Origin of the sequence: Epilithonimonas lactis (genome assembly GCF_900110605.1) — a bacterium.
In the GTDB taxonomy this organism is placed as follows: Bacteria; Bacteroidota; Bacteroidia; order Flavobacteriales; family Weeksellaceae; genus Epilithonimonas; species Epilithonimonas lactis.
Window position 1 is genome coordinate 299,453 of the sequence record NZ_FOFI01000002.1, and the last position, 24,782, is coordinate 324,234.

General features: G+C 38.1%; 20 protein-coding genes. 9 read left to right on the forward strand and 11 right to left on the reverse strand.

What is annotated here, in order from left to right:
* Window positions 1–3: 3 nt before the first annotated feature.
* Together BMW39_RS06630 and BMW39_RS06635 are read right to left on the reverse strand one after the other, a co-directional pair.
* Complete coding sequence (locus BMW39_RS06630) at window positions 4–921, reverse strand: helix-turn-helix domain-containing protein (RefSeq protein WP_034973249.1); 918 nt, start codon at window positions 919–921, stop codon at window positions 4–6.
* A 91-nt stretch (window positions 922–1,012) separates the two neighbouring features.
* Window positions 1,013–2,389, reverse strand: coding sequence for an autotransporter outer membrane beta-barrel domain-containing protein (locus BMW39_RS06635; protein WP_051879809.1), 1,377 nt, complete (start codon window positions 2,387–2,389; stop codon window positions 1,013–1,015).
* 152 nt (window positions 2,390–2,541) lie between these two features.
* Here BMW39_RS06635 and trpS point away from each other — a divergent pair, with 152 nt between their 5' ends.
* Complete coding sequence (gene trpS / locus BMW39_RS06640; protein ID WP_034973251.1) at window positions 2,542–3,510, forward strand: tryptophan--tRNA ligase; 969 nt, start codon at window positions 2,542–2,544, stop codon at window positions 3,508–3,510.
* Window positions 3,511–3,563: 53 nt separating this feature from the next.
* Here the strand turns inward: trpS and BMW39_RS06645 are convergent, their stop codons facing one another.
* From BMW39_RS06645 to BMW39_RS06665, 6 genes are all read right to left on the reverse strand, one after another.
* On the reverse strand, window positions 3,564–4,262 hold the full coding sequence (locus BMW39_RS06645) for a YjjG family noncanonical pyrimidine nucleotidase (RefSeq protein ID WP_034973254.1): 699 nt from the start codon (window positions 4,260–4,262) through the stop codon (window positions 3,564–3,566).
* Between the two features lie 78 nt (window positions 4,263–4,340).
* Entirely contained in the window at window positions 4,341–4,478 is a 138-nt protein-coding gene (locus BMW39_RS19305) for a hypothetical protein (RefSeq protein WP_165569333.1), read from the reverse strand.
* A gap of 55 nt (window positions 4,479–4,533) precedes the next feature.
* Complete coding sequence (locus BMW39_RS06650) at window positions 4,534–5,124, reverse strand: RNA polymerase sigma factor (protein ID WP_034973256.1); 591 nt, start codon at window positions 5,122–5,124, stop codon at window positions 4,534–4,536.
* 216 nt (window positions 5,125–5,340) lie between these two features.
* Window positions 5,341–5,814: a hypothetical protein gene (locus BMW39_RS06655; protein ID WP_034974208.1), complete on the reverse strand. Its 474-nt coding sequence runs from the start codon at window positions 5,812–5,814 to the stop codon at window positions 5,341–5,343.
* 132 nt (window positions 5,815–5,946) lie between these two features.
* Entirely contained in the window at window positions 5,947–7,227 is a 1,281-nt protein-coding gene (gene metK / locus BMW39_RS06660) for a methionine adenosyltransferase (protein ID WP_034973259.1), read from the reverse strand.
* 203 nt (window positions 7,228–7,430) lie between these two features.
* On the reverse strand, window positions 7,431–8,381 hold the full coding sequence (locus BMW39_RS06665) for a hydrogen peroxide-inducible genes activator (protein ID WP_034973260.1): 951 nt from the start codon (window positions 8,379–8,381) through the stop codon (window positions 7,431–7,433).
* 110 nt (window positions 8,382–8,491) lie between these two features.
* Here BMW39_RS06665 and BMW39_RS06670 point away from each other — a divergent pair, with 110 nt between their 5' ends.
* The 4 genes from BMW39_RS06670 (at window position 8,492) to recJ (ending at window position 14,578) form a co-directional block, all read left to right on the forward strand.
* Window positions 8,492–9,982, forward strand: coding sequence for a catalase (locus BMW39_RS06670; RefSeq protein WP_034973262.1), 1,491 nt, complete (start codon window positions 8,492–8,494; stop codon window positions 9,980–9,982).
* A 156-nt stretch (window positions 9,983–10,138) separates the two neighbouring features.
* On the forward strand, window positions 10,139–11,749 hold the full coding sequence (locus BMW39_RS06675; protein ID WP_051879810.1) for an ELWxxDGT repeat protein: 1,611 nt from the start codon (window positions 10,139–10,141) through the stop codon (window positions 11,747–11,749).
* Window positions 11,750–11,879: 130 nt separating this feature from the next.
* A complete protein-coding gene (locus BMW39_RS06680) occupies window positions 11,880–12,773 on the forward strand; it encodes a T9SS type A sorting domain-containing protein (RefSeq protein WP_034973264.1) in 894 nt (297 codons plus the stop codon).
* A 92-nt stretch (window positions 12,774–12,865) separates the two neighbouring features.
* On the forward strand, window positions 12,866–14,578 hold the full coding sequence (gene recJ, locus BMW39_RS06685; protein WP_034973266.1) for a single-stranded-DNA-specific exonuclease RecJ: 1,713 nt from the start codon (window positions 12,866–12,868) through the stop codon (window positions 14,576–14,578).
* A gap of 57 nt (window positions 14,579–14,635) precedes the next feature.
* Here the strand turns inward: recJ and BMW39_RS06690 are convergent, their stop codons facing one another.
* The 3 genes from BMW39_RS06690 to BMW39_RS06700 form a co-directional block, all read right to left on the reverse strand.
* Window positions 14,636–18,766: a DUF7619 domain-containing protein gene (locus BMW39_RS06690; protein WP_034973268.1), complete on the reverse strand. Its 4,131-nt coding sequence runs from the start codon at window positions 18,764–18,766 to the stop codon at window positions 14,636–14,638.
* Window positions 18,767–18,850: 84 nt separating this feature from the next.
* On the reverse strand, window positions 18,851–19,612 hold the full coding sequence (locus BMW39_RS06695; protein ID WP_034973270.1) for a LytR/AlgR family response regulator transcription factor: 762 nt from the start codon (window positions 19,610–19,612) through the stop codon (window positions 18,851–18,853).
* A 1-nt stretch (window position 19,613) separates the two neighbouring features.
* A complete protein-coding gene (locus BMW39_RS06700) occupies window positions 19,614–21,533 on the reverse strand; it encodes a tetratricopeptide repeat-containing sensor histidine kinase (protein WP_034973272.1) in 1,920 nt (639 codons plus the stop codon).
* A 138-nt stretch (window positions 21,534–21,671) separates the two neighbouring features.
* Here BMW39_RS06700 and nadD point away from each other — a divergent pair, with 138 nt between their 5' ends.
* The 4 genes from nadD (at window position 21,672) to BMW39_RS06725 (ending at window position 24,519) form a co-directional block, all read left to right on the forward strand.
* Window positions 21,672–22,286: a nicotinate (nicotinamide) nucleotide adenylyltransferase gene (gene nadD, locus BMW39_RS06705; RefSeq protein WP_034973273.1), complete on the forward strand. Its 615-nt coding sequence runs from the start codon at window positions 21,672–21,674 to the stop codon at window positions 22,284–22,286.
* A 229-nt stretch (window positions 22,287–22,515) separates the two neighbouring features.
* On the forward strand, window positions 22,516–23,127 hold the full coding sequence (locus BMW39_RS06715; protein ID WP_034973277.1) for an XAC2610-related protein: 612 nt from the start codon (window positions 22,516–22,518) through the stop codon (window positions 23,125–23,127).
* Complete coding sequence (locus BMW39_RS06720; protein WP_034973279.1) at window positions 23,124–23,465, forward strand: DUF3817 domain-containing protein; 342 nt, start codon at window positions 23,124–23,126, stop codon at window positions 23,463–23,465. Before BMW39_RS06715 ends, BMW39_RS06720 begins: the two co-directional genes overlap by 4 nt.
* A 55-nt stretch (window positions 23,466–23,520) precedes the next feature.
* Window positions 23,521–24,519, forward strand: coding sequence for a 2-hydroxyacid dehydrogenase (locus tag BMW39_RS06725; RefSeq protein WP_034973281.1), 999 nt, complete (start codon window positions 23,521–23,523; stop codon window positions 24,517–24,519).
* Window positions 24,520–24,782 lie beyond the last annotated feature (263 nt).

Sequence of the window (24,782 nt, forward strand, 5' to 3'; positions counted from 1 at the left end):
TCGTCAATACGCTTTCCTAAACTCACTCGGCGTTTCTGCAGTCTGTTTTTTAAAGAAATTCACAAAGTGAGCAGATTCCTTGAAATTCAGTTTGAAGGCGATTTCTTTTATCGAAAAATCAGTTTGTTGAAGCAAGGTTTTGGCATTGTGGATCAGCTTGGCATCCAAATGTTCCTTGGCAGATCTTCCAGTTTCGCTTTTTAACTTTGAACTTAGATAATTGGGATGAACAGCTAGTTTTGAGGCGAAATAAGAAATGTTATAATCTACATTTTCCAGGTTTTGCGAATCTTCGTGAAGCAATTTCAGAAAGCGATTGCTCAAGGAATCTATTTTTTTAGCTTCAATATTTTCTGCTTGATTTTCTATAGCATATCGATTGTAAAGCCGCTTGATCTTCATAAAAAAAATAAGAATCGCAGCAGCCATCATTTCTACGGAATCACTCTTTTCTTCCGCTTTGTATTCTTCATGAATGTAATCAAAAACCTGGATCAAAGGTGTCATTTCGTCATCAGTAATGACAAACGGCGCAGATTTGTCTGCCTGGAAATATTCAAAAACCGAGATGAAGTGCTTCAATCTCAAATGTTTCTCGACAAATTCCTGAGAAATGATCACGGTATATTCCAAAATATCATGATCGACCATTTTGCAGGAGACAATCTCGTTGGGTGGCGAAATGAATATGGCGGGAGCTTTCAGATTTTGTTTCCACTGCCCTATTCTCATCACGCCTTCTCCTTTTAGAAGCAGTTTTATGGCATAAGAATTATGTTTGAAGGGTGGAACTTCCAAAGAAGGATAGGTCCAGATTTTATCCAAAATATCTACATAGAGACCATCATACTTGGAAGGTGGCATGTTTACAGCTTTGAAAAAATCATCGTGCGTTTCGAAAAAAGGGACATCATTTTCCATAGCTAATATTTTATTAAAGTTATAAATTATTCAATAACAGCGAAATATGAGTGAGAAAATTCCCACCCATATTTCTAAACACACATAATGATTAGTTTTTAGAAAGGATTCTCTCTATTTTTTCTAACCTTGCTTGTAAATCAGTGATCTCTGATTGCTGTTTTTTGATTGTTTCCTCTTGTTCGAAAGCATGGAGAAACAATTCTTCTATTTTTTCTAATTGCTGGATGCTCAATTTTGTCAAATCGATATCATAACCATTTTCCGATTCCCGCAGATCTTTGATGGATACAATTCCAGGCAAGTGGTGATTTTCTTTAACGAATTTTTTAGTGTCTTTTAAATTTTTAAAATCATAATCTGGTTTAATGAGAGAATTTCCTTCAAAATATTTCTCGAAGACATAATCGGGATAAGTGTTTGACGTGGTCACAATACTACCATTCACTTTTAATTTCTGAGTTCCTGTAAAGGTTTGCTGATTGCCATAACCGACACTCAAATTATTAACAATATTAAATCTTCCGTCGCCTGCAATTTCCGCTCGGTATTGTCCAGTCGTTCCACCACCAGTTGAAGTAAAAAAACTGATCGGTGCTGCAGCATTGGTGCCACTGGTTCCAAGCGACAATGAAGTTGAAGTTGTACCTGCAGAAATTTGTGCCGCAGCGTTTGGGTCAACATAAAACTGAATTGAGCTTGTGCCAGCTCTCATAATAAGATCAGCTCTTCCCGTACTCGCAGTATGCGTAAGTGAGGCTCCACCTGTATCGTTAGAAAATCTTGTTGTTCCGGTTGCTCCTTCTATGTAAAGTCTGTATCCCGCCATTGTCATTGTCCTGTCACCAGTTAAACTCCCGTCGCTGTTGTAAATATTTTTAACTGCAACTGGTGTACTTGCGACGCCGTTGACAGTAGTTGTTAAAGAATTTGTCGCCGAAACTGTATTGCTCACAGATTTTACAAGATTTACGCTTGTTCCCGTAACGCCATTTACCGTAGTCGTTAGAGTATTGCTGTTCGCTGCGGAAGTATTGCTCACCGTGTTCACCGCACTTGTCGTAGAAGCAATCCCATTAACGGTTGAAGTAATGGTATTGACTGGATTGGCAATCACGTTCGTTGTCACACCGCTTCCCGTAGAGGATTGGAAAGCGACCCATTTTCCTAAAACAGCATCATAATAATAGTAACCAGCTTTCGTAACTTCTACAGTCTTCGCAGTTGTAGGTGAAGCCGCTGCAGTTGCAAAAATAATAGTGGCATTCTGATCAGCTGTGTACAGATTGTCTTTGCCTTTCAGCTCATTTCCAGTCAACCTTGGAGCGATCATACCATCTATCTTTGAAAGATCTGTGGGTTTTGCCACAATGTCTAATGTTGCATTTGGTAGCGCGGTATCAATTCCTACCTGCGCATCATAAGCGTGAAAAGACAGCAGGATCAATCCTAATAAAATTTTTTTCATTGTTGTTTTTAAGACTGCAAAGTTCTAATTTTTTACAGCTTCAAGGATTGCAATAATTAAATGATTGAATGCAAATTTTAAAGAATAAAGTACTTGCAAACAATTTAGTTTATTCCAAATTTTGCCTATTTTTGCGGAAATAACTGATTAAAATGTCTAGAATCCTTACCGGAATACAAGCCACCGGAACACCACATTTGGGAAATCTTTTGGGAGCGATCATCCCCGCAATCGAATTATCCAAACAAGCAAACAACGAATCATTTTTGTTCATTGCAAACCTTCATTCTTTAACGCAGATCAAAAATGCGGTTGAACTTAAAGAAAACACCTACGAGATTGCTGCGGCTTGGCTTGCCTGCGGACTAGACACAGAAAAAACATATTTCTACAGACAAAGCGACATCCCGGAAACTTGCGAACTGTCTTGGCATTTGTCGTGCTTTTTCCCCTATCAAAGATTGACATTAGCGCATTCTTTCAAAGACAAAGCAGACAGATTGCAGGATGTGAATGCTGGACTTTTCACCTACCCGATTTTGATGGCTGCAGATATTTTGTTGTACGATGCGGAAATCGTTCCGGTTGGGAAAGATCAACTTCAACATTTGGAGATCGCGAGAGATGTGGCTTCGAGATTCAACAATCAAATGGGTGAAGTTTTGGTTTTGCCTCAAGCGGAATTGCAACAGGATACCAAATATGTTCCAGGAACCGACGGACAGAAAATGTCAAAATCGAGAGGAAACATCATTAATATTTTTCTACCAGAGAAGGAATTGAAAAAGCAGGTCATGTCCATCGAGACTGATTCTACACCTTTAGAAGATCCAAAAGACCCGGAAACGGATAAAGTTTTCGCCATCTACGCTTTGGTTGCAACGCCTGAACAGACGGAAGAATTAAGAGCGAAATACCTGGCGGGAAATTACGGCTATGGCCACGCGAAAAAGGAATTGTTGGATTTAATTTTAACAAGATTTGCCAAGGAAAGAGAGACTTTCGATTATTACATGAATAACCTTCCAGAGCTCGAAGCTAAACTTCAGGAAGGCGCTCAGAAAACAAGAAAGATTGCAACAGAGACCATTACGAGAGTAAGAGAAAGTTTAGGAATCTAATCCTATAGACTTCAACCCATAAAAAAGCCTTTCAATATGAAAGGCTTTTCTTTTTATAAATATTGTTTTACTTCTGACAACTGTTTGACAACTTTCAAATCCGCTTCCTGAGGATTGTCATCATAAACATCAAAGAAGATGATATCGATTCCGAATCTTTGCGCACCTTTTACATCTGCGATCCAATCGTCTCCGATCATCACACTTTCCTTTTTTTCCGCTTTCGCAAGGTCCAGAGAATATTGGAAGATTTCAGGTCTTGGTTTTCTCAAGCCAACAGAATCTGCACTCGTGATGGTTTCAAAATAATCTGCGATTCCAGAAAGTACACATTTTCTCTCTGTCACTTCTTGGAAACCATTGGAGATGATGTGCATTTTGTATTCTTTAGATTCTAAATAATCCAAAAGATCTGCTGCGCCGGGAACAAGCTCATTATATTTCAGGATCTCATCAAGGAAATGATGTTCAAAATAATCTGCCAACTCCTGATCCTCCACTTCGAATCTTAAGAAGGTGTTGTAAAATCTGTACTTTCTTAGATGTTCCTTATCGATCTCGCCATCGCGAATCTGTTCCCAAAGTTTCTCATTGATCTCGTGATAAGCATCGTGAAACAACTCAAAATCGATGTTATATAGTTCGGAGATCTTCTTTTGGGAGAATAATTCCTTGATGGTCAAATATGCGTTTTTGCGGTGATCCCAAAGTGTATTGTCGAGATCAAAAAAAATGTGCCTTACGTTTTTCATAAGGCACAAATCTAATCATTTTTGATCCACGTAGGAAAGTTCAATCATAAAAATCAATTATTTAAAATCTAAAAATGCTTAGTTCTTTGAAACTAAAATGGTTTTACTGTTCTTAGTTTTCATCTGATGAATATTCTTGGAATAACTCATCAGAAAATCGATTATTTCTTTTTTCGGCATCAAAGCTTTCGTTGTTAAAGTGTCGTTTTTTTTCATAGGCTGACTTTTACAACAATAACGCCAAAAGAAAATCTTTATTATTAAATATTTATTATTTCGTTAAAATAATTTTATTCTCGTCCATTATTTTTCTGAGGTTGATCAGTGCATATCTCACTCTTCCAAGAGTGGTGTTGATACTTGTATCTGTGTGATCTGCAATCTCTTTGAAGCTTAATCCATCAAAAAATCGAAGCTTGATCACCTCTTGCTGATTCTCGGGAAGCATTACGAGCATTTTCAAAAGATCGTCATTAATTTGCTTATCTATCAATCGGTCTTCGATGTTGCTTTCCGGTTCTTTGATGATATCAAAGATGGAAAACTCCTCGTTTTCATAAGATGTTTCGGAAATTTTGATGTGTTTGGATTGCAGACGGAAATGGTCGATGATCAAATTGTGCGCGATGCGTTTTGCCCAAAGGATGAATTTATTCTCCTCTTTGTACCGCCCTTCTTTCAAAGTGATAATGATCTTGATAAAGGTATCTTGGAAGATATCATTGGCCAGATCTTCGTCCATCAATTTGTAATAGATGAAGCTGAAAAGATCTTTCTTGTGCCTGTTGATCAGAAGAGATAGTGAGTTTTCGTCACCATTCTGATATTTGAAAATCAATTGGCTATCAGTTTGCGTTTTCATAATAATACTTCTTTAATATAAAACCCAGCAAATCATCAGTTACTGAGGTAACTAATTTTCCTGACTCGGTCGTTTTAATTTTTTAATGAAGTAGAGTTTATTCTATACGCTGATTTTAGGTTTGTAAAAGTAATAAAAAACTCAAAACAAAATGTTAATGAATTGTTAAACTTTCATATTTCTTTAATTTGATTCAAATATATTATAAAAGTTAAATCAATTAAGCAGAACTAATGGGATATTTATTGTGAAATTGATATTGAGTCCTTTCAGTTCTTTCCCATTGATACCGTCTTTATCGAGCGAAAATCCATAGCCACCAGTCAGATCCAAAATGCCAAAAAGACTGAAACCAGCCTTCGGAGCGATGTATTTATTTGTTGCTTCTGCGCCTAAAATGAAATAATGGGCGTGGTAGAAGTCCACATTTTTTTGAAAATTTAACAAGAAGTCAGCGTTCACTTTTGGCATGATCGCGAACTTATTATTAGCAGAACCCATCAATGCTGAGGCGCCAACGCGGAAAAGGACATCATCATTGCTCAGGAAAAGCAACTTCCCTCCTATTTCCCCAAAACTTTGATTCTGATAGACGTAACCCGCTGTGATGAACTTGTGCATCGTCAATTGTGACTTAGCAAATCCACCGAAAGTCATTAATATAAATAGGATGAATATTTTTGATTTCATTTTAGTAATCTTATTTACGACAAAAATAATAAAAGAGATGTTTGAAACAGAAGTTTGTTGAAAGAATATCGAGAAATAAAAAACTGCTTCATCCAAAGACAAAGCAGTTTCATTATTTATATAAAATTCAGATTAAAGTCCGAATTCTTTTTTGATATCTTCTACTCGATCCAGTTTTTCCCAAGTGAAAAATTCCAGGTCTTTCAAAGTGATTTCATTTTTAAGGCCTTTGTTGAAGGTTTTATCTGCTACGTAATAATCTTTCCCCATGTGTCCGTAAGCTGCAGTTTCAATATAAATAGGATTTCTTAGCTTAAGATTTTTTTCAACAGCGTAAGGTCTAAGGTCAAACAATTGCTGAACTTTCTTCGCCAATTCGCCATCGTTGATATCCAGTTTTGAAGTTCCGTAAGTATTGATGTAAAGTCCACAAGGCTCTGCTACACCAATTGCATAAGAAACCTGAACCAAAACCTCATCTGCAACACCAGCTGCCACCAGGTTTTTCGCAATGTGTCTCGTTGCGTAAGCCGCACTTCTGTCCACTTTACTTGGATCTTTTCCGGAGAACGCACCACCTCCGTGAGCACCTTTTCCACCGTAAGTATCTACGATGATCTTTCTTCCCGTCAAACCTGTGTCGCCGTGAGGACCACCGATCACAAATTTTCCAGTCGGATTGATGTGATATTTGATATCTCCGTTAAACAACTGCTGGATCTCAGGTTTTTGTTTAGCTTTGATCTTCGGGATCAAGATCTCAATAATATCTCTTTTGATCTTCGCCAACATCGCCTCTTCGCTTCCAAAATCGTCGTGCTGAGTAGAAACAACAATACTGTCGATTCTCACTGGCTTGTGGTCATCAGAATATTCAATTGTTACCTGAGATTTTGCATCGGGACGAAGGTAAGGAATCGCGGAACCATCTCTTCTCAAATCCGCTAATTCTTTTAGAATCTGATGAGCAAGATCCAACGCCAAAGGCATATAATTCTCAGTTTCGTTGGTCGCATAACCGAACATCATTCCCTGATCTCCAGCACCTTGAGCGTTTGCTCTGGTCTCGAAATCTGTTTCGTCCAAAGTTCTGTCGACACCTTGGTTGATATCCGGAGATTGCTCGTGGATCGCAGAGATCACCCCACAAGAATCACCATTGAACATATATTCACTTTTCGTGTAACCAATTTTATTGATCACATTTCTTGCAATTTGCTGAACATCAAGATAAGCTTCTGACTTCACCTCACCTGCCAAAACCACCTGACCTGTTGTCACAAGCGTTTCGCAAGCTACTTTTGAGTTTTTGTCGTAAGCTAAAAAATGGTCGATAAGCGCATCAGAGATCTGATCGGCTACTTTATCAGGATGTCCTTCAGAAACTGATTCGGACGTAAATAAATAAGACATAAATTATTCCTTTTTATATTAAATTTTTGAGGTAAAACAATGATTGTTTAAAAAAGGAACTAAAAGAGAAAAAAATCTGTTTTAGCATTTTTTATTGAGGTTGCAATCAGTCAAAGTTCTCCTCCGTTTATTCAAAAATCGACTGCAAATTTACAAACTAATTTTTAGATTTCAAAATCAATTCCTATGAAGCCAGTATGAATTTATTCAGGTTTGACGCTTTTGTAATTTTCGCGGTCTTTGTAGAAATTAAGTTTCTGTTCCATAGATGTTCGGATCTCAGAAATCAACTCATCAATGATCTTCTGTTTGTAGGTCGGCTTGTAGTAGATCAAACTGATCTCTCTGTAAGGGAAAGGTTTGATAAATCTGGAAACTTTTTCTTTCTGTTCTGATGATAATTGCTGAACGCCGATCTCAGAAAGGATGGTAATTCCGCCAACTTTATCCACCATTTGGATCAAAGTATTGACATTCGAAGCCAAGAATTCCAAGTTTTTCGGTTTCAAAGAATTTTCTTTCAGATGACAGATATTTTCGAATTGCGTTCTCAGGCAATTGCCTTCTTCCAGAAGCCAAACTTTGTTCACATCAATATCTTCCGGAACCACGAAGCAATCTTTCTTTTGCCCAGATTCTGTTCCCGAGTACAACATCAATTCTTCATTAAACAAAAAGTCCTGATAAAACTCATCCGCCGCGGAATATGGTGTTGAAATAATACCAGCATCCAACTCTCCAGATTTTAAAGATTTGATAATGCTTTCCGTCGTCATCTCCTTGATATTCAATTCGATCTGTGGATTTTTTTGAAGAAAACTAAAGATCTCGTTTGGAAGAACATACGTCGAAACCGTTGGAATGATCCCAAGATTAAGTTTTCCAGCCAAGATATTATTCAGAAAATTAGCCTTGTTGCGCAATTCCATCACAGCATCGATGATCTTTTGAGCTTCTTTGATGAGTTCTCCACCGGCATCTGTCGTTCTGATCGGATGTGTGGTCCTGTCAAATATCTTAACATCCAGCTCATCTTCAAACTTTTGGATCATTGCACTCAAAGTAGGCTGAGTGATAAAACAGGCTTGTGCAGCTTTGCCAAAATGTTTATATTTATCTACTGCAATCAAATATTCTAACTGTTGGATATTCACGACTTGTAATTTATTTTATCTATGACAAATATACTTATTAATTTGTTTCATAAATAAGTTTTTTTATCGAATTTAGCTTTAAAATATCATACATCAATAAAATCTGAAATATGGAAAACAAAAAAAAACTCACCAATTCTGTAGGCGCTCCTTATTTTGAGCATCAGGATTCACAGACTGTTGGCCCACGCGGTCCGGTTCTGCTACAGGATTTCATTCTTCAGGAAAATCTTGCGCACTTCGTAAGAGAGAGAATTCCCGAAAGAATCGTTCACGCCAAAGGTTCTGGTGCATACGGAACTTTCACAGTAACTCACGACATCAGTCATTTGACAAGAGCAAAAATATTTTCCCAAGTTGGAAACTCGTGCAAAATGTTTGCAAGATTCTCAACCGTTGGTGGCGAAATGGGAAGCGCCGATACAGAAAGGGACCCAAGAGGTTTCGCTTTGAAATTTTATACCGAAGACGGCAATTGGGATCTGGTAGGAAACAACACGCCGGTTTTCTTTATTAAAGACGCTAAAAAATTTCCAGATTTCATCCACACACAAAAACGTGTTCCGAAAACCAATCTGAAAAGTAAAACGATGGTTTGGGATTTCTGGTCTTTGAATCCGGAATCGCTTCATCAGGTTTTAATTTTAATGTCAGACAGAGGAACACCTCATGGATACAGACATATGCACGGATTCGGAAGCCACACTTTTTCTTTGATCAATGCAAACAATGAAAGAACTTGGGTCAAATTCCATTTCAAAACGCAACAAGGCATCAAAAACTTCACAGATGATGAAGCCACAAAAATGAAAGGTGAAAATCCAGATTTTTCTCAGGAAGATCTGGTGAATGAAATCGAGGCTGGAAATTTCCCAAAATGGAAACTTTACATCCAAACAATGACCGAAGAGCAAGCGAAAGAATGGCGTTGGAATCCTTTCGACGTCACGAAAGTTTGGTTCCAAGACGAATTCCCATTGCAAGAAGTTGGCGTGATGGAACTGAATGAAGTGCCAAGAAATTATTTCGTTCACGTAGAACAATCTGCTTTTGCACCAAGCCATTTGGTGGACGGCATCAGTTTTTCGCCAGACAAAATGTTGCAGGGAAGATTATTTTCTTACGCCGATGCACATAGATATAGATTGGGTGTTAATTCTCATCAACTAGAAGTTAATAAATGTCCTTTCGCAGTGAACAATTTCCAAAGAGCAGGACATATGGCAGACGATTCTGACTATGGAGACAAGCCAAACTATTTCCCAAACAGTTTCAGCGATGTAGAACCTACGGAATCTTACAAGAATTTGGAATATGACCTGGACAATTCCCGCGTTGCCCACTTTGACAGAAATCAAAATGATGATGACCATTACACGCAACCTGGATTGTTTTATACTAAAGCTTTAGACCAAGAAGCGAGATCAGCTTTGGTGAATAATATCGTTGGTCATCTCGGCGGTGTTGATGGGCCAAAACGTGATGAGATCATCAACCGTCAGCTTTGTCATTTCTTCCGAGCGAACATCGAGCTTGGGATGAGAGTTGCGCAAGGAATTGGTGTCAACATCGATACTAATATGATGAATCACACCAAATAGACTTTGAGATCATAGACAAATCGAACATAGACAATTAAAATAGAACCTTCCGACTTTTTTCGGAAGGTTTTTTTATTAACATTAATGTCACATTCAAAATAAAGTAAATTTTATCAAAAGTTCATAAATTGAAAGTTTAAATTAATTTATAAGTAAATGAAAAGAATTTTTACCTCATTAATCGCAACTGCGGCGCCTTTATTCGTAATGTCTCAAAATGTTAATATCAATATTTTGAAGGACATAAATCCAGGCTCAGAAGGCTCATCGATCTCACAATTAAAAACCTTTGGAAACAAACTCTATTTCTCTGCCGATGATGGCATTCACGAAAATGAACTTTGGGTTACAGACGGCACCAGCACAGGAACTAGACTTGTGAAAGACATCAACCCAACTGGAAATTCAGGCATTGTAGAACTCACAGAAGCAGGCGGAAAATTGGTGTTCAGCGCTTTCGACGGAAGCACAGGAATCGAATTGTGGGTGACCGATGGAACAGAAGCTGGAACCAAACTCCTAAAAGATATTTATACAGGCGAATCAAGTTCCGTTGCCTTGAATTTTAAACAATACGGGAACAGAGCAATCTTTGTTGCCAATGACGGCACTCACGGTGAAGAAGTTTGGATCACAGATGGTACAGAAGCAGGAACGTATATGATAAAAGACATTGCGCCAGGAAGCGAAAGTTCCTATTCATCTGACTTTACAGAATACAAAGGCAAAATATATTTCCAGGCCAGCAATGGAATCGATGGTTGGGAACTTTGGACCACAGATGGGACAGAAGCTGGAACTTATATGGTGAAAGATATTTTCGCGGGCTCAGACTCTTCACCAAGAAGATTTAAAGTTTTCAACGACAAACTTTTCTTCCGAGCAGATGACGAAAACGGTGATGAACTTTGGGTGACAGACGGAACCGAAGCGGGAACTGTGCTTGTGAAAGACATCAATCCAACCGAAGGATCCAGCATCAATGAATTTGTTGAAATCAATGGAAGACTATGTTTCAGAGCGACTGATGGCGTTCACGGTGCCGAACTTTGGACCACAGACGGAACAGAACCTGGAACCGTTCTCGTGAAAGACATTAATCCTGGCGGTGCAGATTCTTTCCCAGGAGCGCTGACGGTTTTCAATGACAAAGTTTACTTTCAGGCGACAGACGGCGTGCATTCAGAAGAACTTTGGGTGAGTGACGGAACGCCGAACGGAACTTATATGGTAAAAGACATCAATCCAAATGGTTATTCTGCACCAAACTTCTTTGCCACCTTCAAAGACAAATTGTTCTTTGTGGCCATTGATGGAAGCAACGGCAGCGAATTGTGGATGACAGACGGTTCAGAAAATGGAACTGTAAAATTGACACCACCAAATGCGACCGAACCAAGCCCTTTATATTTCCTACCGTTCTTCACAGAATTTAACAATGAGTTGTTTTTCAAAGCTGAATTTGACGACCAAGGTGTGGAACTTTGGAAACTTTCATTGGGAGAATTAAATGTTACCGATGTTCAAAAATCGCTTACCATTCAGGTTTATCCAAATCCTGTACAATCAGAATTGAAAGTTCAGACAGCCAACAAGGAAATCATCGACCAACTTTCTATCTACGGATTAGACGGAAAATTAATCAAAACAAGCCATCCGAAAAGCAACAATCCAGCAATCAATGTTTCTCAATTATCAAAAGGAACTTATCTTCTAGAAGTTCAGACTTCTAAAGGAAAAACAAATAAGAAGTTCATTAAAAATTAATTCTTTGCTTTTTAAAAACCTAAAATCAGTCTCTATCTTAGAGGCTGATTTTTTTTAACCATCAAACAAGGCTAATTGATTTATATTTAACCATATATTTTCTATATTCGTTTCCCTTTTAATAAAATCTATGACAAAATTTTTATTCTCTTTAGCCACGGCTTTATTATCAATTTCAATTTCTGCACAACAGCAAAAAATCTCCTTTGAAAGTTCCGAAGGTTATTCGCTGGGAACCGTTGTGGGACAAAAAGAATGGAGCATTAAAACTGACAATGTCCCAAATAGTAACTTCAAAGTGGTCACAGGAAACGCGACCGACGGAAATAATTCTGTGGAAGTGACGAGCAACGGAAATCCGACCGAAAACCTTACTTATCTTTTCAAAAAAATCCCAGAATACGATAGACTTTCAATTTCGGCGGATGTGAAGTTGGAAAAACTGGACAATTCGGATTATTATATGCTCTCCTTGTATTACAACAACAATGGAAATTATTCCTGGTCTGGCGGATTTAATTTTGATTACGAAGGCGGATTGTACGCGGACAGTGATGAAGCCATCAAATATATCGAAGATTGGGAAGCTGGAAAATGGTACAATCTGAGAATAGAAATAGACCACGTGACTGAGAAAAATGTAAAATATTACCTGGACAATCAATTGGTTTTCACCAGCGTTCTCAGCAATAGAATCGTGAGAACCAACGAATTGAATTTTGAATTTGACAACTACAACAGCGGTTACATCGTCGATAATATCATCATTAAGGATATGGATCAATTGGCTGTGAACGACATCAACAAAACCAAGATTAGTATTTTCCCAAATCCTAGTTCTGATTTCATTAATATTAAATTTGACGAGGAGATCAGATCAATCAAAATCTATGACATCAAAGGTTCATTGATCAAATCTGACAACACTCCGAAAATCGATATTTCTGCTTTCCCGAAAGGAAACTACATGGTTTCTATCGAAACAAAATCAAGAGTTGAAACGAGAAAATTCATCAAAAACTAAGAACTAAATTTTTGATTTTCAATACAAGCTATCAATCAAATTGATGGCTTTTTTAATTTCTTATCGATAATTTTTTCATTACTTTTGTAGCTATGAGTCAAAAATGGATCTATAAACCCGAGCCGGACGAAGAAATTGTTGATGGATTGATTTCTTCTATTGGTTTTGGAACTTTAGAGTCCAAGATCTTGGTCATGCGCGGCATCGATAATTATCAGAAAGCCCGCGAATTCTTCAAACCAAACGGCACAGACATCCACAATCCTTTTCTGATGGCCGATATGCAAAAAGCGGTCGAACGCATTGCAACGTCCATAGAAAATGGCGAAAAAATATTGGTCTACGGCGATTATGATGTGGACGGAACCACTTCCGTTGCGTTGATGTACTTGTACCTCAGCAAAATCGTTGACAAAAAATATTTAGATTTTTACATCCCAGACAGAAATGTTGAAGGTTACGGGATTTCCGACGAAGGAATCGACTTCGCAAAAGACAACGGATTTTCCTTGATCATCGCTTTGGATTGTGGAATCAAATCTGTGGACAAAATAGATTATGCCAATTCTGTTGGCGTTGATTTCATTATTTGTGATCACCATTTACCCGGCGACGAACTTCCGAAAGCTATCGCCGTTTTGGACCCGAAAAGAAAAGATTGTCGATATCCTTACAAAGAATTGAGTGGTTGTGGTGTAGGTTTCAAACTTTGTCAAGGTCTTAATACGATCTATAAAATTCCAGAAAGCGAGCTGTTTGAATTGACCGATCTGCTTGCCATAAGTATTGCTTCAGATATTGTAGCAATGACCGGTGAGAATCGTGTTTTGGCAATGCAAGGTTTGAAATTTCTTAGAAAAACAAGGAAATTTGGTTTAAGGCTTTTGATTCCGGAAGAAAAACTAGCACACTTCGAAATTTCAAATATCGTCTTTGACATTGCTCCGAAAATCAATGCGGCAGGAAGGATTTCTCACGCCAAAGCTTCGGTTGAACTAATGATCTCGGACAACCTGAAACAGGCGCAGCAAATGGTCGAGAACATTATCAACCTGAATGATGAACGCCGCGAAATGGACATCAACATCACACAATCGGCGATGAATCAGGCTTTGGAAATGCATAAGACCCAACGCTTTTCTACAATCGTTTATGACCCGATTTGGAACAAAGGCGTGATTGGAATCGTTGCTTCCAGATTGATAGAAAATTACTTCAAACCGACTTTGGTTTTCACGGAAGGAAATAATGGCGAAATGGTGGCGTCTGCAAGATCTGTTTCGGATTTTGACATTCATCGAGCTTTGGAATTTTGTTCTGACTTGTTCATGAAATTTGGCGGACATCAGGCTGCAGCAGGACTTTCGATGGAAAAGGAAAAGTTTGAGGAATTCAAAATCAGATTTGAAGATTATGTTAAAACTAATATCCAGGAACATCAGAAGGAACCGACAATCTACGTTGACAGCGTTGTGAATCCTGAAGATCTGAATCGGGAATTCATTAATTTCCATAGAAAACTCGCACCATTTGGACCTCAAAACATGAAGCCGATCTTGGTTCTCAAAAATGTGAAGGTCAATGGCTACGTCAGGTTAATGGGAAAAGAAAGCACGCATCTCAAGTTCAACATTTTACAGCCGACAACCGGCCGAAATGTGGAATGTGTAGGATTCCGCTTCGGACAATTTGCTGAAGATTTCAAAACTAAAACTTTCGACTTGGCTTTTACCATCGAGGAAAATCATTGGAAAGGAAATGTTTCCCATTTTTTGAATATCAGAGATGTGAATTTTCAGGATTAAATAATGAGAAATTAAAACATAAAAACGCCCGATACATTTTGCATCGGGCGTTTTCTTTTATTCTTTGATGATCTTCTGGGTGACCATTTTCTGATCCGTTTTTATCTTTAAATAATAGATACCACGGTTTCCATTGATCTCCAGTTTAGAATTTTTGGACGGAACATTTAAAATTTGTTTTTGTAAGATCCTTCCAGATGGATCGTACAATTCTATCGACCTGATGTTTTCCTGGGCTGAAATACTGACCTCTCCTCTCGTTGGAACAGGATAGACCACAATCGATTTTTCTGTACTGATTCCTGTATCTAAAGTCGGCGTCGAAACCACAGCTTTATTTTCATACATCAATCCTGCAGAGCAAGAGACGATTGCGTTCACATCCAGGGATTCTCTTACTGTAGAATTGTTGGAATAGACCAAAACCTTGATGTAATAAGTTCCTGCAGACAAAGCATAATTATCAACTTTTGGACTTCTGCTGTTGATCCAACCTTTGAAGCCATCATTCATCCATTGTGTTTTGGTGATCTCTGTCTCCTCCTCGCTTCCGTCTGGATTTACTTTTACAAGATAGGTCCAGTTTCGCACGAATGATAAAGACCTGAGATTCAGTTTCGCATCTGTCGCATTTTCTGGGATTGTAAAAGCTCTACTTTTGTAGGTGAAATACCCTTCATAATTGTTGAGGGAAATCCACTGACTGTTGTTTCCGCTTCCGAGATCCGCATAGCTCCAACCTGGGAAAGTGTGTCTTACTTTTGGCGTCATCTCTGTACCATTGATATCATAACCTTTCCAGTCATCATCATCGCTGTCAATCGTGATAAAATTATTATCAGAATTTTTTCCAGTCGATAGGTCTGCAGTGTTGCCACCGATGCTAAAGTTAACTGTTTTAATAGACGTATTATTCTCTGCATCAGAAACCGTCAGTTTTGCCGTGTAATTTCCTGGAACATTATAAACAACCATCGGTTTGACAGCAGAACTTGAACTGATGGATGGATTGCCGGAAAATTCCCATTGGTAATTGGTAATATTTCCTGTACTCAGGCTTGCATCAAACTCTACAGAATAATTATTTGTCGTGAAATCTGAAGCTACATAATTAAATTTAGCCGCGAGAATGTTGCTTGCATTAAAAACAGTGGTGACATAATCATTGGTTACAATCGGGAAATTGTAGTCGAAGTAGATGTCCGCAATGTTATTCACAGTGTCACCTTCCACCAGATCTGACTTTGATCTCATCTTCAGCAAGACATTCCCATGACCGCCAGTTGCCAGTTTTATTTTTTTAAACATAAATTCAACCTGGTCACCAACAATCTTGGTCTGTACATCGGCAGAAGCATTTTGCAATTGCAACGTGTTGATATCAAACTCAGTTGGATCCACGTTCATTTTCACTACAATATTCTCAGCTTCGGCAGTTCCCGTATTTTCAAAATTGATGACATAATGGAAGTATTTTCCAACAGAAGTCACAGGTACGGTTTCGCCTTCTAAGCAGACAATATCGTTCGGATCAAAGGAATTCACAACCGTGTGATTGAACGCAAAATTATTATCCTCAGGCGTAATGTCTGTGTTACCAGGCGTGACTTGCGCATTGAAAGCCAAAACATCTCCCGAGTTGACAGGATTGGTAGGATCAGTCGGTGTATTGACCGTGAATGTAATTTCGGCCGAAGAATTAGCAAAAGGTTTGAGATCAGTATAATCAAATTCTACAGAACCATTGCTGAGAAGTGAATGTGGCAAGGAACTATTTTGGAAGGTCATTTTGTTGGCATCGTAGTTTAGAACTACCTTTCCTGCCAATACATTATTTCCTTTGTTTCTCCAAACCAGTTTGTAAGTTGCGTCGAAGCCTGGTCTTGCATTTGTCAGCGGTGCAATTACAACTTCTGCATCATTTTGGCTTCCATTGGCTGTCACACAAATATCCTGACTAAAGATATTATTGTTGTTGTCCGCAAAATCCGTACTGAAAGTGGCTGGAGCAACGGAGAACAAGCTCGGATTTTCCGCCAGAGCAGTCAGATTGAAAGTACCAGCCTGTGTGTAAAATTCGTATTTTCCATCTTTCTGAGCGAAGGTTTCTCCTGAGTTTGTTCCGTCATTTATTCTGAGTTTCAGGAATTCGAAAGCGTTATCGGTAGCGTCACAACCATTATTATTTGAATCGAATTTTACGGTTCCGGAAATGGTGTTGTAGTCTCCACCTGGTGTGAAGGAGCAGTAGGAATTAACATTGGCAATTGTTCCAGACAGTGCCAAATTTTCTTTGATTTCCTCAATTTCGGAATCATCAGCACAGATGTATTTGATATTTGTCGAAGAAAAAGCGCCTCCAAACTCTTCAATATATTGATTTTTTCCATTCTTGATGAAAAGTGATTCCAAATTAGGATTGTTCAATAAAGCAATCACTTCCAGATTTTTGTTATTGGAAGCATCAAGAATGTTCAATTTATTATTATCAACATAAATGAGTTTGAGATTTTCCAATGAACTGATATTCAATGCTGCGAATTTATTCTTTGAGAGATGCAGCTCCTCTATCTTCGGTGTGTTGTCAAAAGACAGATTTTCTAGTTGATTGTTGTCAGCATATACATTTTTAAGAGAAATACAATTCTTTATATTAAGCTGATCCAACTTGCTTTGAGAAGCAACTATCTCTGTGATAGCCGAACAATTTTCAAAATTCAGCTTTTCAATCGCACCGCCTCCAGAAAATGGCGCTGGCAAAAATTCGAATCGCTGCAGAGAAACGTCGTTTGCAAAACTGGCTTCAATCAATCCAGACTGTCCACTCAAATTGACATCCTTCAAGTTAGTACAGTTTTGGGCATTCAAATGATGTAGAAAATCGGTTGAAAAATTTGGTTGAGGATCTCCCGAATAGCTGAATCCAACACTTGCAGAAAGCGTTTCCAGAGATTGCATTCCGCTAATATCCAGATCAGAGATCAATTGGTTGTTGAGATTCAATGCCTTCAGAAAAGCATTATTTTTAATCGTTAGATTCTTCAAAGCACCGAATGCATTGATAAACGGACTTGTAGATGGGGTGAAATAATTAAGATCTAAAACTTCCAGATTGATAACTGGCGTTGCATCGAAAGATGGTCCATTAAATCTCTTAACAGAAATTGTTTTTAAATTTGGGACATCGCTCGTTTCAAGAGTCGTGCAGGCATCCAAAGTTATCGAGCTAAGCAGTGGACAATTCTTTGCCTGCAATGTTTGTAAAAATTGCGAATTACTTAGTATCGTTTGCAAACTACTGCAATTGTTTGCGATAAGTGTGCTTACTCCTGACCTATCACTCATGTCAGATCCGCTCATCAAATCCAGATCTGTGAGTAATGGACAATCACTGACATCTAATGTACCAATTTGCAAAGGATTCGTAGAATAACCATTCCCTTTTACAGAAACTGAGGTGAGTTGATCACAATGACTGAGATCAATATGATCGAATCCTATTCTGGAGATATTGACGGACTTTAGATTGTTATGGTTATTTAAAACCAATGATTCAGATGGAACAAAATGAAAGCTATTACTTGATAATGTAAGATTTTCCAGCAAATGAGCACTTTGGATCTTGTCTAAAAATAAATTTGTTGGTGAAGTACCATAATTCAGATCAAGTTTTTTGAGCTGTGGGATCACATTGCCATTGGTAAGCTCAATGCTCGAAAGACTCAGGGATTCCAGATTAGGACAATTGGTAATGGATACTTTTCCTGGATCAGAATTATAAAAACCAGAAGAGAAGCTTTTCAGGTTCCCAAGTCCAGATATAATGATCTCGTTTGTCGGCATTGCTATTCGATATAGCTCGATAGATGTCGCATTGACAAAATTATTAATTCCTTCATAGTTCATGATACTATTTGGCTCATTGAAATCTGGCTCTTCATAACCACCAATAGTGATCATCTTTGGGCGTATTTTGATCTCACTCACAGCCGCTGCTTCTCCAATACTGATTTCCCCATCTCCATTGGCATCTATTGCAAAATAGTTTCCACCAAGATTTTTAGCGATCGTGTTGCTTGCAGAGGAAGACAACAGAATCGCCTTGAAATCTGCATCCGTGAATGCAACGTTTTGAGCTTGTAATCCCAGAGAAAGGAATACAAACCATAGAAATAGTTTTTTCATCATTTGTGTTTTCGTTTTTTTAAATTTAATGTGTTTTTGACAGATCTGTATTATCTCATTTAGAATTTGAATATTTTGAATTAGAATTTAAAGCCTGCTGATCACTTCCTGAAGTCTTTCTTTTTTCCTCTGAGAAACGGGAAGTTGCGACTCGTCCGACATCACTACAAATCCACCATCTTTTTTGATGTAAGACCTCAGCTCATTCAGATTGATGAGATGTGATTGATGGATGCGTTCAAAGTCCTGGTCTTTCAGCAGTTCCTCATATTCCTTCAAAGTTTTGGAGATCAGCACAGGTTTATGATTTTTGATGTAGAATTTGGTGTAATTGTCCTCGCTTTCACAACGGATGATGTCCTTGATCTCGAACAGATGAATGCCATCTGAAGTAGAAAGCGCGATCTTCTTGAATCCGCCAGGTTTCTTCTGAATATTTTCCAAAAGAAGTCCAATGTTCTTGTTGTCGTGATCTTGATGGATGACCGCTTTGATCTTCTTCAATACACTTTGCAGATCATCTGGATCCACTGGTTTCAAAAGAAAATCCAACGCACTGAAGCGGAAAGCCTTGATTGCAAACTTCTCATGGGCCGTGATGAAAATAATATGAGACGTGATCTTCCCGAATTTGTGATTTAGCCGCTCCAGAATATCAAAACCACTTCCGTCATTCATGAGAATATCCAGAAACACAATATCGGGTTTTGCTGTTTCTATCAGCTCTATTCCCGTTTTCACACTATCTGCCTCTCCTGTTATTTCAATTTCGGGAGCGTAGATCTGGAGCATGGCCTTCATACCTTCGCGGAGATTGCCATCATCGTCTATCAATACTGCTGTGACCATATTAGTTTTTTATAAAATTGAGAGGAAGTTCCAACGTGATCCTCGTTCCTCTTGTTTTATGATTATCATCCTTCAGTTCTTCAATTTTGAGTTCGGCGCTTCTGTTTTCCAGTTCCTCCATCATCTCCAGTCTTTTTTTTGATATTTCCAATGCCATCGACCGGTGAGCACTCACTGAGTTTTTTTTGAGTTCACGAGAGCTATTGATGCCTACGCCATTATCCTCTATCACGCAGATCAACCGTTCGTTTCTTTGTAGAAAACTAATATTGATGGATCCTTTTCCTTCTTTTGGAACTACACCATGGAGAATTGCATTTTCCACATAAGGTTGCAACAGCAAAGTCGGAATTGCAGTGTCATCTTCTATTACAGGATCTTTGGTTATTTTAAAATCAAATTTCTGGTTGAATCTCAGTTGCTCCAGCTCCAGATAATTTTGTAAAGCTTCAATTTCTTTATCAATGGAGATTGCAGATTCCTGCGAGAACTCCAGGGTCAATCGCATTAGTTTGGAAAACTTGGAGAGGTATTTTATCGCTTCCTCTTTCCCATTTTGCATGATGAATGAGGAAATCGCCGCCAGACAATTGAAAACGAAATGTGGATTCATCTGCAGATGCAAGGCTTTGTGCTCAAACTCCGCCAATTGTTTTTGCAGCATCAATGTTTTTTCACGCTCTTTGTTTCGGAAGTAGAAATATAATCCTGCCAAAACAGAGGCAAGAATTACAAAACCCAGGATGACCTTCAGTTTCTCCCTTCTTTGCAGTTCTTTTTTCTCGAGCTGCAATTTTTCATAATGGAAATCGAGTTCTGTTCTCAGGCGTTGCTGCTCATTTTTGACCTTTTCCAACTTCTCTTTCTCATGATCGTAGTTTCTGAGATGGAGCAAAGCCTGTTGCTGATCACCTTTTTTCTCATAGATGTCAGAAAGCAGTTTCTCGCAATTCATCCTGGTTTCCGGAAGGTCCAGATCATTGGATATTTTCAAAGCTTTACTGGCAAACATGAGAGATTGGTCAAGATCTTTTTCCGCGAAAAAAATCTCAGCAAACAGGAGATAAGTGTCCGAAAGTCCGAATTGGTCTTCGATACTTTGGAATGTTCGTTCGGCTTTCTTTAAAACAGCCTTCGCATCATTCAACTGATCCTTGGCAATATGATATCTGGAAAAATTATTATAAAGCTCACCCAATCCTCTTGGGTCCGGATTATTCTCAAAACCTTCGAGGCTCTCATCAAGATACTTTTTTGACAGCTCATTTTTTCGCTGTTCAAGATAGATCAGGCCAATATTAGAAGCACTTACCGCAACTGCAGGATTGCTGTTTTTTTTCTGAAGTTGATTGGCTTTCAGGAAATATGCCAATGCATTTTTCTCATCATCAATAGATTTATAGATCACACCAAGATTGTTGTAGATCTTGGAGAGTTGGAGTTCATTTTTCAACGCCTCATAGATCTTCATGGCGCGCAAATCAAACGCCAAAGCTTCGGCATATTTGTTTTGTTCAGAAAAAATAAGTCCTTTGCTGCCCAATGTTTTGGCAAGGATCTCCTGCGCTTCTTTTGAATTGATATTTTGATTGATGATGATCTTCTCCGAAGCATCTAAATTCCTGACAGCTTTGTCATAATCGCCTGAAATAATGTAGGAAATGCCAATATTCTGATATGCTTTTGCCTTTTGAATGTGATTGTTGCTTTTTTTAGAAGTCATCAAGGCCAACTCTCCATACTTCCGCATTTGCGAAGGATCCGAAGCTTGATAAGCCTCAGAAATCTGGTTCTGAAGTTGGATGATTTTGTCGAGATCATTCGTTTTATGCAAAATCGACAACAGGGAATCTGGAGCCGATCTTTGAGCAGAATTGATGACAAAAAAGCTTAAAAATAGGAGCGTAAAAAGTAGTTTCATTTGTGTTTCGAGGACAAAATTAAACTATTGCTGTGAAAATCAAAACTATAAATGAGAAATCGCAGGTTACGAATGAGAATTTGATTTCAGATTGACATTTTAATTCTCTAAATTTGAGATTCAAAACCTTTTGCTACTTTGGAACACTCTAAGAAGATCGGACTTTTTTTTGGCTCATTCAATCCCATTCATATTGGACATTTGATCTTGGGAAATTATATCCTGGAAAACTCGGATATGGAAGAATTGTGGTTTGTGGTAAGTCCTCAAAATCCTTTTAAAGACAAAAAATCATTGCTGAAAGATCACAATCGTCTGGATATGGTGCAGCTCGCCATCAAAAACTATCCAAAAATGCGTGCTTCGAATGTCGAATTTTCCTTACCAGTTCCGAGTTACACCATTGACACTCTGACTTACCTCAAGGAAAAACATCCTGACTATTCTTTTTCATTGATCATGGGCGAGGACAATTTGGGAAGCCTTCACAAGTGGAAAAATTATGAACTGCTTTTGGAAAATTATCAAATCATCGTGTATCCAAGAATTTTGGGCGAAGAAAAAAAAGACGAGGTTGTCGAGAGCCTCAGACTGACCGTAGAAAAACACGAAAATATCCATCAGATCAATGCGCCGATCATCGAACTTTCTGCCACAGAGATCAGGAATATGATCAAAGCCGGGAAAAACACGAGACCAATGTTGCCACCGGAAGTTTTTGACTATTTGGATGGAAGTAGTTTTTATAAATAGATCTTGAATGCTATAAAAATTAGAAATGCTTCTCTGATTTTCATTACAACCAAATAATAACACATTTTTGTCCTTCCGAAGGAATCTAAATTTCGCTTCCAACTTTGTTGAGATTCCTTCGGAATGACAAACACAATGTTAAAAAGCCAATATGAATAGAAGTGTCTAATCATAAAAAACAGATTAAAACTAATAATATTCAAAGTCTTCAAACTGATATTCATTAAAAATGAAAAACTTCTTCATCATAATTTCACTTTTCCCAATCTTACTTTTTGCCCAAAACAAAGAAGTCAAGAAAATAAACTGCGATTCAATTTATAATCAAAAAGGTTATTCTGTTTCTTTGGAATTTGACCCGAAAGATGAAAATTGGGATGAAACTCAAAACAATGTGGTTTTCACTTTTTCAAAAAAGATCAATGGTAAGGAGAAGATCATTCATCAGGAAAAATTATTCAGTCAATTTAAACATGTTGAGTTTATCGATTTTAATGGTGATGGGATCAAAGATATTTTGGTGGAAAATATTTCGGATGTGAGAAGTAATTTGACTTACAATTTGTTTATCGTCGATTTAAAAAAACAGAAATTGAGAAAGATCGAAGGTTTCAATGAGATCAAAAATCCAAATTACCTCGCAGAATACGACCTCATTGACTGCATGGTAATGTCTGGTAGTAACTGGACGAGCTTTTATAAAATCGAAGACCATAAAATCAAGGATTTTGGCTATGTCGTAGAAGATGGCGAAGATGAAAACGGAAAAGACCTGGAATACGATAAAAACTACAAGCTAACCTTGGCAAAAATCCTTAAATCTGAAAAAGAAAAAAAATGAATTTCATAGAAAAATATTACGCAAAATATCCGGAAGACAAGATCGTGAAATGGTTTAAGCAGATCTGCGTTGCAGAAGCTATTTCCTGGTTTTTCCTCTTCACAGCAATGGTCTGGATCCGACTTGACCCAGAAGGTCTTTTCGCCATCATCTACATCAGTACAATTGGGAGCATTCATGGATTATTTTTCACGCTTTATCTCATCTTCTTGCCTGCAGTGAGAAAAATATATGCTTGGGATGACGAGGAATCGATTTTCGCTTTGATGGCCGCTTTTTTCCCATTTGCCACAATCTGGGTCGAGAAAAAGTTGCTCCGGAAAAATCGCGGTGAATGATGAAAATCAAGTCATTAAAATTTATTTTTGTAGCTGATTTTCTTAACTTTATGAAATGAAAATCACCTTCTTCTCCACCAAACCTTACGACAAAGAATTCTTTGACAAGGTCAACAAGGATTTCAACTTTGAACTCGAATATTTCGAGACGCATCTTGGTCCGCACATTTTGAACGTCATCGAACATTCCGACGCCGTCTGCGCCTTTGTCAACGACACTTTGAACGCGGAAGTTCTGGAATCGCTGTCTAAAAAAGGCATGAAATATATCGCTTTGAGATGTGCCGGTTTCAATAATGTGGATCTGGAAGCAGCAAAACGTCTGGGAATAAGAGTTTCCAGAGTTCCAGCCTATTCGCCGGAAGCGGTGGCGGAACATGCGATGGCGATGATCCTGACATTAAACAGAAAAACACACAAAGCCTACAACCGGGTTCGAGAGCAGAATTTTTCTTTGAACGGCTTGATGGGTTTTAACCTTTATCAGAAGACGATCGGTGTGATCGGAACTGGAAATATCGGAACTGCGTTTGCCAAAATTGCGAAAGGATTTGGCGCGAAAATTCTGGCTTACGACATCACCGAAAATCAGGAATTGAAAGACCTTGGAATCGAATATGTTTCTATGGACGAATTGCTTTCCCAGTCCGATATTATTTCGCTTCATTGTCCATTGATGGATGCTACACATCATTTGATCAACAAGGAATCGATTTCCAAAATGAAAGAAAATGTGATGCTGATCAACACCAGCCGTGGTGGATTGATCGACACAAAAGCGGTGATCGACGGCTTGAAGTCCAAACACATTGGCTACCTCGGAATTGATGTTTATGAGCAGGAAGAGAAGTTATTTTTCCGAGACCTTTCTCACACGATCATCGAGGATGACACGATACAAAGATTGATGAGTTTCCCGAATGTTTTGGTGACGGCGCATCAGGCCTTTTTTACAGAAGAAGCCTTGCATCAGATCGCGACCTCTACTTTGACAAGTCTTTCCAACTTCGAAGCCAATAACGAATTTGAAAATCCAAATGCAGTTCTAGTTTAGAATTTCATTAATTATAAAAAAATTTCCGTTCTCAATTGGCGGAAAACTAAGCCTTTGCAAAAATCTGCAGAGGCTTTTTTAGTTTATTTTAATTTCTGATGTAATGAAATTTGAAGTTCGATTGTCTAAACTATAAACTGAGTATAAATTTTTGACACTGAAAATCAACGCTTTAAAAACAAAACTAATTTTTATTTACTACTTTGTATTGCATAATACTAATATTACGATATATCTTTGCATTATCAAATAGTAATAAAAGC

Bases quoted from the DNA above. Each gene is read 5' to 3' on its own strand.
- BMW39_RS06655 (WP_034974208.1), bottom strand. From the start codon at position 5,814: ATGAAATCAAAAATATTCATCCTATTTATATTAATGACTTTCGGTGGA.
- BMW39_RS06670 (WP_034973262.1), top strand. From the start codon at position 8,492: ATGGAAAACAAAAAAAAACTCACCAATTCTGTAGGCGCTCCTTATTTT.
- BMW39_RS19305 (WP_165569333.1), bottom strand. From the start codon at position 4,478: ATGAAAAAAAACGACACTTTAACAACGAAAGCTTTGATGCCGAAAAAA.
- BMW39_RS06700 (WP_034973272.1), bottom strand. From the start codon at position 21,533: ATGAAACTACTTTTTACGCTCCTATTTTTAAGCTTTTTTGTCATCAAT.
- trpS (WP_034973251.1), top strand. From the start codon at position 2,542: ATGTCTAGAATCCTTACCGGAATACAAGCCACCGGAACACCACATTTG.
- BMW39_RS06725 (WP_034973281.1), top strand. From the start codon at position 23,521: ATGAAAATCACCTTCTTCTCCACCAAACCTTACGACAAAGAATTCTTT.
- BMW39_RS06695 (WP_034973270.1), bottom strand. From the start codon at position 19,612: ATGGTCACAGCAGTATTGATAGACGATGATGGCAATCTCCGCGAAGGT.
- BMW39_RS06720 (WP_034973279.1), top strand. From the start codon at position 23,124: ATGAATTTCATAGAAAAATATTACGCAAAATATCCGGAAGACAAGATC.
- BMW39_RS06680 (WP_034973264.1), top strand. From the start codon at position 11,880: ATGACAAAATTTTTATTCTCTTTAGCCACGGCTTTATTATCAATTTCA.
- BMW39_RS06690 (WP_034973268.1), bottom strand. From the start codon at position 18,766: ATGATGAAAAAACTATTTCTATGGTTTGTATTCCTTTCTCTGGGATTA.
- BMW39_RS06635 (WP_051879809.1), bottom strand. From the start codon at position 2,389: ATGAAAAAAATTTTATTAGGATTGATCCTGCTGTCTTTTCACGCTTAT.
- BMW39_RS06715 (WP_034973277.1), top strand. From the start codon at position 22,516: ATGAAAAACTTCTTCATCATAATTTCACTTTTCCCAATCTTACTTTTT.
- metK (WP_034973259.1), bottom strand. From the start codon at position 7,227: ATGTCTTATTTATTTACGTCCGAATCAGTTTCTGAAGGACATCCTGAT.
- BMW39_RS06675 (WP_051879810.1), top strand. From the start codon at position 10,139: ATGAAAAGAATTTTTACCTCATTAATCGCAACTGCGGCGCCTTTATTC.
- recJ (WP_034973266.1), top strand. From the start codon at position 12,866: ATGAGTCAAAAATGGATCTATAAACCCGAGCCGGACGAAGAAATTGTT.
- BMW39_RS06645 (WP_034973254.1), bottom strand. From the start codon at position 4,262: ATGAAAAACGTAAGGCACATTTTTTTTGATCTCGACAATACACTTTGG.
- BMW39_RS06630 (WP_034973249.1), bottom strand. From the start codon at position 921: ATGGAAAATGATGTCCCTTTTTTCGAAACGCACGATGATTTTTTCAAA.
- BMW39_RS06650 (WP_034973256.1), bottom strand. From the start codon at position 5,124: ATGAAAACGCAAACTGATAGCCAATTGATTTTCAAATATCAGAATGGT.